10 protein-coding genes are annotated in these 11,816 nt (G+C 62.6%); 1 reads left to right on the top strand and 9 read right to left on the bottom strand.

Annotation, left to right across the window (positions count from 1 at the left end; all coding sequences use genetic code 11):
• Positions 1-323: 323 nt before the first annotated feature.
• The 9 genes from ACOX7T_RS11420 to ACOX7T_RS11380 form a co-directional block, all read right to left on the bottom strand.
• Positions 324-1,838, bottom strand: coding sequence for a recombinase family protein (locus ACOX7T_RS11420; RefSeq protein ID WP_433442833.1), 1,515 nt, complete (start codon positions 1,836-1,838; stop codon positions 324-326).
• A gap of 54 nt (positions 1,839-1,892) precedes the next feature.
• Positions 1,893-2,447, bottom strand: coding sequence for a dipicolinate synthase subunit DpsA (locus ACOX7T_RS11415; RefSeq protein ID WP_433442831.1), 555 nt, complete (start codon positions 2,445-2,447; stop codon positions 1,893-1,895).
• Between the two features lie 118 nt (positions 2,448-2,565).
• Complete coding sequence (locus ACOX7T_RS11410; protein ID WP_433442829.1) at positions 2,566-4,308, bottom strand: ATP-binding protein; 1,743 nt, start codon at positions 4,306-4,308, stop codon at positions 2,566-2,568.
• 68 nt (positions 4,309-4,376) lie between these two features.
• Positions 4,377-5,048 (bottom strand): response regulator transcription factor, encoded by a 672-nt coding sequence (locus ACOX7T_RS11405; RefSeq protein ID WP_433442827.1) that lies wholly within the window; start codon positions 5,046-5,048, stop codon positions 4,377-4,379.
• A 31-nt stretch (positions 5,049-5,079) separates the two neighbouring features.
• Entirely contained in the window at positions 5,080-5,724 is a 645-nt protein-coding gene (gene phoU / locus ACOX7T_RS11400; protein ID WP_433442825.1) for a phosphate signaling complex protein PhoU, read from the bottom strand.
• 1 nt (position 5,725) lies between these two features.
• Positions 5,726-6,487 carry a phosphate ABC transporter ATP-binding protein PstB gene (gene pstB, locus ACOX7T_RS11395; protein WP_006570823.1) on the bottom strand — a complete coding sequence of 254 codons (762 nt, stop codon included), beginning with the start codon at positions 6,485-6,487 and terminating at the stop codon, positions 5,726-5,728.
• Between the two features lie 12 nt (positions 6,488-6,499).
• A complete protein-coding gene (pstA, locus tag ACOX7T_RS11390) occupies positions 6,500-7,354 on the bottom strand; it encodes a phosphate ABC transporter permease PstA (protein ID WP_433442823.1) in 855 nt (284 codons plus the stop codon).
• A gap of 47 nt (positions 7,355-7,401) precedes the next feature.
• Positions 7,402-8,256, bottom strand: a complete 855-nt coding sequence (pstC, locus tag ACOX7T_RS11385; RefSeq protein WP_433442837.1) for a phosphate ABC transporter permease subunit PstC — start codon at positions 8,254-8,256, stop codon at positions 7,402-7,404.
• A 214-nt stretch (positions 8,257-8,470) separates the two neighbouring features.
• Positions 8,471-9,367: a phosphate ABC transporter substrate-binding protein PstS family protein gene (locus ACOX7T_RS11380; protein WP_433442821.1), complete on the bottom strand. Its 897-nt coding sequence runs from the start codon at positions 9,365-9,367 to the stop codon at positions 8,471-8,473.
• 327 nt (positions 9,368-9,694) lie between these two features.
• Between ACOX7T_RS11380 and ACOX7T_RS11375 the strand changes: the two genes are divergently transcribed.
• Positions 9,695-11,599: a flavocytochrome c gene (locus ACOX7T_RS11375; RefSeq protein ID WP_433442819.1), complete on the top strand. Its 1,905-nt coding sequence runs from the start codon at positions 9,695-9,697 to the stop codon at positions 11,597-11,599.
• Positions 11,600-11,816: the final 217 nt, after the last annotated feature.

Genomic DNA, 11,816 nt, shown 5'->3' with positions numbered 1-11,816 from the left:
CCCTACCTCAGCGGCAGGAACTCGTTCATTATATCATACCGTTTTGTTGCTGTCAAGTACTTTTTTCAAACTTTTTTCGGAGCTTTTCAGCTCCAAAAGTTCAAATCCAGAACTCTCATCCAGCCGCTCGCCACTCTCGCAGCGAACTTTTATATGATATCATGTCTTACTTCGCTTGTCAAGCACTTTTTTCATTTTGTCGTCAGCCGTCAGGCGCGCCCAAAACGATGTACTTGTCAGCTCGGCCACTCTCTCGCGAGAGCTTGACTATGTTACCACCGTTTTCCGCTCCTGTCAACACATTTTTTCATTTTTCCTCATTTTTATTTTTCCGCTCGCTTTTTCTCTTCCCAGTGACGGATATCCGTCTTATAGTATGCCCCCTTCCCAGACGTGCTATACCACATCTGCAGACTCTTTTCGCCTGCTTGAGGTATGACCTCCAGACTGTCCGGATATACCGTCACCCGGGCCACTGTCTCCCGCAGGATATCCTCCCACAGTTCCGCGCTTACCTCAGGGATACGGAGCGGTTCCGCTTTCGCTTCTGCCTCTGCGGCCTCTGTCTCCTGGCTGCACTGCGCCCGTATCGCCTCCAGCTCCTTGGCGGTAATGACGCCGTCCAGATACCCCTCCAGTGCACGGCGCAGCCGGTGCTCCGCATCCCTCCTTCTCCTCTGTTCCATGGGTGCCGCTCTCCTGCCGCTCCGCATCCGCTCTATTCTTCCCGCCAGTTCTTCCAGTTCGTGCACGACGTCCGTCCCCAGACGCTCCAGCGCAAACTGCCCGCAGGCAAAGAGGGCCTTGTCGTTGACCATCCCCATGCCGCAGCTGTCCCGACAGCCCCAGCTCTTATATATTGTACCGTCCTTCCGGCGGCTGGTACGTGGAACATAGGGCGCTCCGCAGCCACCGCACCACACCCGGCCTGAGGACCAATAGCGTGCGGAGTGCCGCTCTCCTCCCTGCCGTGCGGCGCTCCGCCGGGCCAGCTCCCGCTGTACCCCCTCCCAGGTCTCCCGGTCCACAATGGCCTGGTGGTGATCCCGGAGGTAAAGCTGCTCCTCCTGTCCCCGGTTCTCCACCTTCCGATGGGTGAGATAATCCACTGTGACATATTTCTTCTGCCGCAGATCTCCGGCGTACTTCTCGTTGCGGAGGATACGGAGAATGGTGTTCTCCGACCAGCGCTCCGCCCGGGGCGGCGCAATCCCCGCCTGGTTCAGCTCCCGGGCGATGACATGAGCCCCCTTGCCCTCGGCCAGATATTTATCATAGATGAGTCTGACCACCTCAGCCTCCGCCGGGCGGACGGTGAGGGCGCCCCCTCTGGTCTCAAAGCCGTAGGTGGAGTCGCTGCCAAAGACCACCCCTGCCTCCATCCGGCGGCGCTGGCCCCATTTGACCCGCTGGGAGGTCTTGCGGGACTCCTCCTGTGCCATGCTGGCCATGATGGTGAGGCGCAGCTCCCCGTCGTTGTCCCGGGTGTCGATGCTGTCACTGAGAAACACCACCCCCACACCCAGTTCCTTCAGCTTGCGGGTATAGGCCAGGGTGTCCACCGTGTTTCTGGCAAAACGGGAGACCTCCTTGGTCAGAATCAGGCCGAACTTTCCCTCCGCCGCGTCCTCCATCATCTGCTGAAAGGCTGCACGGCGGCGGATGCTGGTGCCCGACAGGCCCTCGTCAGCGTACACCTGGGCCAGCTGCCATCCGGGATGCTCTTTAATATAGGTATGGAAATACTCCCGCTGGCTGCGCAGGGAGTTGGCCTGGTCCGCCCGGTCGGTGGACACCCGGCAGTAGGCTGCCACAAGCAGTTCCCCCTTATCCGTCACAGATTTCCCTCCCCCAGCAGCTTCTCCGCCTCCAGTCTGGTGATGACTCCTTTTTTATACAGGTGGCGCACAATCCCCCGGCGCACCAGGCGCTTCAACTCCGGCTCCATAACCTCCCGCTCGCTCACAGCCAGCCCTCCTTTTCTTTTCAGAAGAGCATATGCCGCCGGGCAGATGGAAAGCACTCCGGCGCTGCAAAATCCCCCATGCGGCAGGTACCGCATTGGCTACGGCCAATTCCTCCCGCAGAAAATAGTCCCGGAGCACCAGCCCCCGCTCATCCGCCAGTGCCGCGGCCTCACGGGACACCCGCCCGCCGCAGATCACCTGCCCGGAGCGGAGTGCATCCAGCACCTGGGTCAGGCTGTACCGCACAGCGGAGAGGGGCGCGTTGAGCATGCCCGGCTCTCCTTCCACCGGCAGAGGGAGAATGATACAGTCGGCCAGGGCCGCCTCCCGCAGCGTGGCCTCCTCGGTCACGTGCTCCGGCCGCTCCCCCTGCTCCAGGGCAAAGGTGTGGACGCTGTGCCCCTCGGCGGCCAGCAGCCCGGCCAGCCTGACCTGGCGCATATCCCCGCCAATCACCCAGAAATTCAGTTCTTGTCTCATGGATCGTTCCTCCATTCACCGCGACTACTTCATCCTATTCCCTCCGCCGGAAAGGGTGCGGAAAAAGCGGCGCTCCGGATGAACCGGAGCGCCGCTCTTCTGCTTCTCTTATTCTGCTTTAGTTCTTTTCGGCCGCCCGGGGCAGCTTCACGGTAAAGGTGCTGCCCTGGCCCAGGGCGCTCTCCAGCGTGACGGTACCGCCGTAGAGCTGGACAATGTGCTTGACAATGGCCAGGCCCAGGCCGGTGCCGCCGTTTTTCCGGGCACGTCCCTTGTCCACCCGGAAGAACCGCTCAAAGACACGCTTCTGCGCCTCCTCGGGGATACCGATGCCGGTGTCGGACACCACAGCGGTGACCCAGGCGCTGTCGGCGGACACGTCCACGCTGACACTGCCGCCCTTTACATTGTACTTCACGCCATTCTCCATCAGGTTGAGGAGCAGCTCCTTCAGCCGGCTGACCGGGATAGCCGCCATGGCGTTCTCACCGGTGACGGTCAGGGTGACCCCCGCCTCCTTGGCGGCGGGCTCCAGCAGGGTCTGGGTCTCCCGGGCAGCCGTGAGCACATCGCTGGCCTCCTCGCACTGGTCGATGGCCACCGACTCCAGCTCGGAGATCTTCAGAATGTCGTTGATGAGCTCGATGAGCCGGTCCACCTCCACGCCGATCATGGTGAGGAAGCGCTTGCGGTCCTCCTCGCTCTTGACCATGCCGGAGGCCAGCATATCGGTAAAGCCCTTGATGCTGGTGAGGGGGGTCTTGAGCTCATGGGACACGTTGGCGGTGAACTCGCTGCGGATACCCTCGGCCCGCTTGAGCTCGGTCACGTCGGAGATGAGGATGGAGGCGCCCACCGTCTCCCCCTCGTACTGCCGGCCGGTGACCGGTGAGAGGAACATGCGCAGGCTTCTGCCGTCAAAGGCCGGGTCGTCAAGGTCCAGCACCACGGGGGTCTTCTCGGTGCGGACGGTCTTGAGGGCCTCCCGCAGGCGGCGGGAGCGGGTAAGCAGCAGGATGCCGCTGCCGTCGGAGTTGTCGCTCAGGCCGAAGAGGCGGCGGGCCGACCGGTTCAGGGTGAGGACATGGCCCTCCTCGTCCAGCAGGATGAGGCCCTCGTCCATACACTCCAGAATCAGGCTGACCTTGTCCCGCTCGGCCCGGATGGCGTCGATATGCGCACTCAGCCGCTCCATCAGCTTGTCGATGTACCGCAGGAGGGGGCGCACCTCGTCATCGGCCTCATAGGCAGCCAGAGCGGCCTTGTCCTCCGCCTCGCCGCCCAGAACCCCCTGGAGCGCCTCGCCCACCACATTGAGGGGCTTGAGTACCATGCGTGCCATGCGGCTGGCCAGAATGAGGGCCAGCACCAGGGCCACCAGGGCTGCCACCACAAAGCCGCCGGCGCTGTCCCACACCAGGCTGTCGATGGAGGAGACAGGCATGGAGGCCCGGCCCACCATGCCGTCGGCAAAGCGCTTGGCTTCGTAGAACATGGTAGTGCCCACCGTGTCGGAGGACCGGAGGGACTCGCCCCAGCCGGTGGCGGCGGCCTGCTTGAACTCCTCCCGATCGGCATGATTCTCCATGGTGGCCGGATCGGCCTCAGTGTCGGCCACCACAGTACCGTCGCTGTCAATAATGGTCAGGCGCTTCTCCGGTGCGGCCTGGTTGAACTGCTCGGTCAGACCCTCCGGGTCTGTGATGGCGCTCTGGGCGTCCATCAGGATCAGCAGTTCCTGAAGGCTCTGCCGGGCGGCGCTCATCTCCCGCTCCCGCAGCACCCAGATACCCACGACGCTGGATACCAGAAGCGCCGCCAGAACGGTGACAAGCGTGGCGCAGATCAGTCGTTTTTTCATCAAAATTCCCCCTGTATAGAGAGCCGGGCGGCAGCCGGGAGTTCTCCCCGGTACCACCCGGCCGCCGTTCAGCTCATCTTGTATCCCACGCCGCGGACGGTGGTGATGTACTCCTCCCCCAGCTTCTGCCGGAGGGTCTTGACGTGCATATCCACCGTGCGGGTCTCGCCGGTGTAGTCATAGTCCCAGACAGACTGGAGGATCTCGTCCCGTGTGAGGGCCACGCCCCGGTGGGTGGCCAGCAGGCGGAGCAGCTCAAACTCCTTGAAGGTCAGGTCCACCTGCTCCCCGCCCCGGCGCACCACACGGGCGGCCGGGTCAATCTCCAGGTCGCCGCAGCGGATGAGGCGGTTCTCCTCCTCCCGATGGGTGCGGCGGAGTACCGCCTTCACCCGGGCCTGGAGCTCCATGATGCCGAAGGGCTTGACCACGTAGTCGTCCGCCCCGGCCTCCAGGCCGTTGACCCGGTCCATCTCGGCGGTGCGGGCGGTGAGGAGGATGACGGGCACGCCCTCCCGGTCCCGGTCTGCCCGGAGACGGCGGAGGATCTCCAGTCCGTCCATGCCGGGGAGCATGATGTCCAGGATGCACAGCACAGGGCAGTCCTGCCCCTGCTCCCCCTCGAACATGGCCTCGCCGGACTCATAGGCCCGGACCGTGTACCCCACGGACTGAAAATAGTAGCGGAGCATCTCGCGGATACTCTCGTCGTCCTCAACCACCAGAATCACCTGGGACATGGAATCACCCCACACAAAATTTGCCGGTTTTTCAGCCGGCCAGCTCGCCGGTCACACAGTAGATGGCCCACTGGGCGATGTTGACCGCGTGGTCCGCGATCCGCTCCAGATACTTGGCGATGATAATCAGGTCGATGGCCTGGTCGGCCTCGCCCCGGTTGTTCACAATCAGCTCCACCAGCTCGTGCTTGACGGCCTGGAAGAGGCGGTCCACCTCGTCGTCCAGCGCCACCACCTCACGGGCGGAGGAGGTGTCACGGTTGGCGTAGGCAAAGATGGAGCGCTTGACCATGATGCCCGCCTTCTGGCTCATGGTGCGGATGTCCTTCATGGCCTGGCTGCTGCCGGGATTGCCCAGCAGGCCGGACAGCTCGGCGATGTTGGCGCACTGGTCGCCGATGCGCTGCAGGTCGGTGACCATTTTCAGGGCGGCGGAGATGGTGCGCAGGTCCCGGGCCACAGGCTGCTGCTGGAGGAGCAGACGCAGGCAGCGGTTCTCAATGTCCCGCTCCATCTGGTCCATATGCTTGGTCATCTCCACGGCGCCCTTGGCGGCGTCGTGGTCGGCAGAGGTAAGAGACTGGGTCACCGCGTCAATGACGTCCTCCGCCGCGGCGGCCATGTCGATCATCTCGGCGTTGAGCTCCTGGAGCTCCGCGTCAAAGGTCTTTCTCATTTTATCCGAACCTCCCGGTGATGTAGTCCTCGGTCCGCTTGTCTCTGGGCATGGAGAAGAGCTGGGTGGTGTCGCCGAACTCGATGAGCTCGCCCATCAGGAAGAAGGCGCACTTGTCCGAGACACGGGTGGCCTGCTGCATGTTGTGGGTGACGATGACGATGGTGTAGTCCTTCTTCAGGTCCCCGATCAGGTCCTCAATCTTGGAGGTGGAGATGGGGTCCAGAGCGGAGGTGGCCTCGTCCATCAGCAGGATGTCGGGCTCCACGGCCAGGGCGCGGGCGATGCAGATACGCTGCTGCTGGCCGCCGGACAGGGACAGAGCAGACTTCTTCAACCGGTCCTTCACCTCGTCCCAGATGGCCGCGCCGCGGAGGGACTTCTCCACAATGTCGTCCAGCTTGCTCTTGCTGCGGATGCCGTGGGTGCGGGGGCCGTAGGCGATGTTGTCATAGATGCTCATGGGGAAGGGATTGGGCTTCTGGAACACCATGCCGATCTGCTTGCGCAGCCAGGTCACATCCACGCCGGGGTCGTAGATCTCCTGGTCCCGGTACTTGACGCTGCCGGTGATCTTAATGTTGGGCACCAGGTCGTTCATCCGGTCCAGGGTCTTGAGGAAGGTGGACTTGCCGCAGCCGGAGGGGCCGATGAGTGCGGTTACCTGACGCTCGGGAATGTCCATATTCACACCCTTGAGGGCGTGGTTTTCTCCGTACCACAGGTTCAGGTCCCGGGCGGAGAGGATAGTCGTTTCATCCATAAGGCTCGCTCCTTACTTTTTTCTCAGCTTGCTGCCCACCAGCTTGGCCGCCAGGTTGATGATCAGGGTCAGGATCATCAGGATGGCCGCGATGGCGAAAGCCACGTCGATCTCGCCCCGCTCCATGGCGTACATGTAGAGGGACACGGTGAGGGTTGCGCCGCTGCTGCCCATGGCCTCAAAGAAGCCGCTGATGGTCAGGCCCATGCCGGCGGTGAAGAGCAGGGCCGCCGACTCGCCCACCACACGGCCGATGGCCAGGATGCAGCCGGTGACGATGCCGTCCACCGAAGAGGGCAGGACGATGGTGCGGATCATGTGCCACTTGCCGGCGCCCAGGCCCAGGGCGCCCTCACGGTAGGACTGGGGCACGGTCTTCAGGCTCTCCTGGGTGGTGCGGATGATGGTGGGCAGCGTCATGACCACCAGGGTCAGGCCGCCTGCCAGCAGAGAGGTGCCCAGGGAGCAGAACTGCACGAAGAAGAGCATGCCCACCAGGCCGTAGATGATGGAGGGGATGCCGGTGAGGGTCTCGGTGGCGAACTCAATGGCGGAGACCAGCTTCCGGTTGCGGGCGTACTCGGTCAGGTACACGGCAGCGCCCACACCCAGGGGCAGGACGATGATCAGCGTGATGAGAATGATATAGAGCGTGTTGAGAATGTTGGGGAGGATACCGATGGTACCCTTGATGTGGCTGGGCTTGGTGGAGAGGAGCTGCCAGGTCACGTTGGGAAGGCCGCGGACAAAGATATATCCGATGATGACCACCAGCAGCGCGCAGGTGAGGAAGGCGCACAGGTACAGCAGGAACCGCAGGCTCTTGTCGTAGACCCGCCGCCGTCCGGAAAGGCGTTTCATTTCCATTTAGTATATCATCCCTTCAGGAAAATTCATAGCGGGAAGCGCGGGCTTCAGTCCTTGTTCTTTTTCTTCAGCAGGCCGTTGAGCACCACGTTGATGAGCATGATGAACACAAAGAGCACCAGGGCGATGGAGAACAGGGCCTGACGCTGGAGGGAGCCTACGGCGGCGTAGGACATCTCGCTGGCCACGGCGGTGGTGAGGAAGCGGACGGACTTGAAGAGACCGGGCATGTTGGCCACGTTGCCGGCCACCATCATGATGGCCATGGCCTCGCCGATGGCGCGGCCGATGCCCAGCACCACCGAGGCGGCGATGCCGCTGGAGGCCGCGGGCACGCTGACCCTGAACACGGTCTCGATGTGGGTGGCGCCCAGGGCCAGGGAGGCCTCCTCATACTCCCGGGGCACCGCGTTGAGGGCGGTCTCGGAGACGCTGATGATGGAGGGGAGAATCATGACGGCCAGCACGATGATGGCGGCGAACAGACTGGCGCCGTCAGGCAGGTTGAAGACCTCGCGCACAGTAGGGACCAGCACAATCATACCGATAAGGCCGTACACCACGGAGGGAATACCGGCCAGAAGGTCCACGGCGGGGCGGACCACAGCGGCCATCTTCTTGGGGGCCACCTTGGAGATGAAGATGGCGGTCATCAGGCCCACAGGCACGCCCAGCACCACAGCACCGGCGGTGCCGTAGATGGAGGTGAGGATAAAGGGCAGGATGCCAAACTGGGGGTCTTTGGCGGTGGAGGCCCAGGTCTGGCCGAAGAGGAAGTCCACCAGGCCGATCTCCATGATGGCGGGCAGGCCGGAGACGATGAGGTAAATACTGATAAAGAGAACAAAGACGATGGCGACAATGCCGCAGAAGAAAAAGACGCCGTTCATCACCAGCTCCATGGCCCGCAGGGGGCTGCGCTGGCTGGTCTGGGGTCCCCGGCCCTTCTTCTCTCTGGCTTTCTCAGCTTTCCGGGACCGGGACTCCTGGGCGTTGGAGATATGCAGCGTTTCATCCATAGTTGGAAAAGTCTCCTTTCGGGCGGACATTCAGTCAGCCTGAGACACCTCCGCAGGCTGTGCGGAGGTGTCTCAGGCCAACAGGTCGGGGTTTTTATCAGGCCAGGGGCACCGCGCCGGCGCCGGTAATCAGGTCGGCGGCGTCAGCGGAGAGGGCGAAGTCCACGAACGCCTGGGCGGCATCGGACAGCTCACTGCTGCTGTTGAACACGAAGTTGAAGTTGCGCTGCACCTTGTAGGTACCGTCCAGAACGGTCTCCTCGGAAGGAGCCACGTTCTCAACAGAGACAGCCTTCACACCGTCGTTGCCCTCAACAGCGGACAGGGAGGCGTAGCCGAAGGCGTTGGGGTTGCCGGCAACAGCCTGGATGACAGCGCCGGTGGAGGTCAGCTCCTGGGAGTAGACGCAGACATCCTCGGTGCCGGTGATGGACTCGAAGCCGTCGCGGGTGCCGGAGCCAGCCTCACGGCCGATGAGGACCACGGGGGCATCGCTGCCGCCCACCTCGCTCCAGTTGGTAATGGTGCCGTTGGCCAGGCCGGCAATCTGCTCCAGGCTCAGGTCGGCCACGGGGTTCTCGCTGTTGACAATGATGGCGATGCCGTCCAGGGCGAACACGGTGGCGGTCAGGCCCTGAGAGCTCTCCTCGTCCTTCAGGTCACGGCTGGCCAGACCCACATCGCAGGTGCCCTCCAGAGCGGCGTTGATGCCGGTGCTGGAACCGGTGGGGTCATAGTTGACCTTCACGTCGGGGTACATCTCCATAAAAGCCTCGGCCATAGCCAGGATGGGCTTCTCCACGGAGGTGGAGCCGTTCAGGTTCACAGTGCCGGACAACTCGGTGTTCTCGCTGGGCTGGGTGCTGACCTCAGTGCTGGCGGAGGGGGAGGTGCTGGGCTGGTCGCTGGGGGTGGTATCGCCGGTGCTGCTGCAGCCGGCCATCAGGCCCACACACATGGCCAGGGCAAGAAAGAGTGCAGAAATCTTTTTCATCTTGTTCAGTCTCCAATCGTCTTGTTCATTTCTTCATTTCGTGTTGTTCCTTCGAACATGGATTAGTATACTTGGCGTTTGTAAAGTTGTCCCACAGCAGTTTGTAAAGGGTCTGTAAAGTCGCCTTCTTCCTTTACATTACCCATTTTACATTGCAAATATAGGCCTCTTTTGTGTATATAAACCAATCATGTCCAAATAATTGACAAATTAACAACAAAGTTATTGCTTTTTCTCCCATCCTATGGTATAAAGGGATGCCGCCAAAACAGTAAGTGTTTTGGTATGAAATCCATCCCTAATATTAATAGAAGGAGAGAACACGGAATGATGAAGAAACTCAGCGCTCTGTTCCTGGCGCTCGCTCTTGTCTTCAGCCTGACCGCCTGCACCGGCGGCACGCCTGACGGCAGCGCCCAGCCCAGTGGCTCCGCTCCCGCAGCCGAGGGCAAGTTCACCCCCGGCACCTATGAGGGTGAGGCCCAGGGCTACGGCGGCGTTATCAAGGTTGCCGTCACCCTGTCCGCTGACAAGATTGATAAGGTAGAGGTCCTGAAGTCCAGCGAGACCGAGGCCATCGGCGAGGTGGCTCTGGAGAGCCTGCCCCAGGCCGTGGTGGACGCCCAGTCCAGTCAGATCGACTCCGTCTCCGGCGCCACCTTCACCAGCACCGGCTTTATCGAGGCTGTGAACGCCGCTCTGACTGCCGCCGGTGTGGATCCCACCGCCCTGACTCCTGTCTCCGGCGGCGCCGACGTCACCGTTGAGGAGCAGACCCTGGAGGCTGACGTGGTGGTCGTGGGCGCCGGCGGCGCCGGTATGACCGCCGCCATCACCGCCGCTCAGGCCGGCAAGACCGTGGTCCTGCTGGAGAAGACCGGCATGGTGGGCGGCAACTCCGTCCGCGCCACCGGCGGCATGAACGCCGCCAAGACCGAGTGGCAGGACACCAACGAGTTCACCGAGGACGCCGGCGTGGAGAAGACCCTGTCCACCGCCGCCGAGACCTATCCTGAGCTCTCTGACCTGGTGGCCACCGTTCAGGCGCAGTACGACGCCTACAAGGCCAACCCCACCGGCTACTTTGACAGCGTGGAGCTGTTCATCCTGGACACCCTGGTGGGCGGCAAGAACCTGAACAACTACGACCTGGTGGAGACCCTGGCCTCCAACTCCGCTTCCGCCATTGAGTGGCTGTCCACCATCGGCGCTGACCTGCACAACGTGGGCTCCTTCGGCGGCGCCAGCGTCAAGCGCATCCACCGCCCCGTGGACGCCGAGGGCAAGACCATCTCCGTCGGCTCCTACCTCATCCCCATCCTCCAGAAGGCCTGCGAGGACAACGGCGTGCAGATCATCTTCAACGCCCCCGCCACTGAGATCCTGATGGCCGACGGTGCCGCTGTGGGCGTCAAGGCTGAGGGCTACACCGTCAACGCCAAGAGCGTGGTGCTGGCCACCGGCGGCTTCGGCGCCAACCTGGAGATGGTGGCCGAGCTCAAGCCCGAGCTGGACGGTTTCGTCACCACCAACGCCCCCGGTATCACCGGCGACGGCATCAAGATGGCCGAGGCCGTGGGTGCCGCCACCGTTGACATGGACCAGATCCAGATTCACCCCACTGTTGAGCAGAAGACCTCCGCCCTCATCACCGAGGGTCTCCGCGGCGACGGCGCCATCCTGGTCAACGCCGAGGGCCTGCGTTTCTGCGACGAGGTCGGCACCCGTGACGCCGTGTCCGCCGCTGAGCTGGCCCAGACCGGCGGCTATGCCTGGCTGGTTGTGGACCAGAAGATGGTGGACGCCTCCAGCGTCATCGCCGGTTACATCAAGGCTGGCTACACCGTCCAGGGCGACAGCTACGAGGCCCTGGCTGAGGCCATGGGCGTCCCCGCTGACGCTTTCGCCACCACCATGGATACCTGGAATGCCGCTGTGGCCGCTGGCACCGACGCCGAGTTCGGCCGCACCAGCTTCGCCAATCCTCTGGACACCGCTCCCTACTACGCCATCAAGATCGCTCCCGGCGTGCACCACACCATGGGCGGCGTGCAGATCGACACCAGCGCCCAGGTGCTGGACACTGAGGGCAATGTGATCCCCGGCCTCTTCGCCGCCGGCGAGGTCACCGGCGGTATCCACGGCGCCAATCGTCTGGGCGGCAACGCTGTGGCTGACTTCATCGTCTTCGGCCGCATCTCCGGTCAGTCTGCCGCTGACTACGCCAAGTAATTAATCCCCGGAATATAACAAAAACACCCCCCGGAACCGATGGTTCCGGGGGGTGTTTTCTGGTTTCCCGCTTCCGCGGGGGCAGAACGTCATCTGGTCTCCTGTCCCAGCCTGCCGCTCATGACAAGCAGGATTCCGGCAGCGGCAATCATCAGCGCGATGAGTTCCATGGCCAGTCCTCCTTTCCTTCGCTCGCTTCGTTCTGCCTGTATGGTAC

The organism is Pseudoflavonifractor sp., from assembly GCF_050943825.1.
Taxonomy (GTDB): domain Bacteria; phylum Bacillota; class Clostridia; order Oscillospirales; family Oscillospiraceae; genus Pseudoflavonifractor.
The sequence above is the reverse complement of the archived record's forward strand: the minus strand, read 5'-3'. Positions and strand labels throughout refer to the sequence as shown.

Coding starts and splice junctions, on each gene's coding strand:
- pstC (WP_433442837.1), bottom strand. CDS start 8,256: ATGGAGCTGGTGATGAACGGCGTCTTTTTCTTCTGCGGCATTGTCGCC.
- ACOX7T_RS11410 (WP_433442829.1), bottom strand. CDS start 4,308: ATGAAAAAACGACTGATCTGCGCCACGCTTGTCACCGTTCTGGCGGCG.
- pstA (WP_433442823.1), bottom strand. CDS start 7,354: ATGGAAATGAAACGCCTTTCCGGACGGCGGCGGGTCTACGACAAGAGC.
- ACOX7T_RS11415 (WP_433442831.1), bottom strand. CDS start 2,447: ATGAGACAAGAACTGAATTTCTGGGTGATTGGCGGGGATATGCGCCAG.
- pstB (WP_006570823.1), bottom strand. CDS start 6,487: ATGGATGAAACGACTATCCTCTCCGCCCGGGACCTGAACCTGTGGTAC.
- ACOX7T_RS11405 (WP_433442827.1), bottom strand. CDS start 5,048: ATGTCCCAGGTGATTCTGGTGGTTGAGGACGACGAGAGTATCCGCGAG.
- ACOX7T_RS11380 (WP_433442821.1), bottom strand. CDS start 9,367: ATGAAAAAGATTTCTGCACTCTTTCTTGCCCTGGCCATGTGTGTGGGC.
- ACOX7T_RS11375 (WP_433442819.1), top strand. CDS start 9,695: ATGATGAAGAAACTCAGCGCTCTGTTCCTGGCGCTCGCTCTTGTCTTC.
- phoU (WP_433442825.1), bottom strand. CDS start 5,724: ATGAGAAAGACCTTTGACGCGGAGCTCCAGGAGCTCAACGCCGAGATG.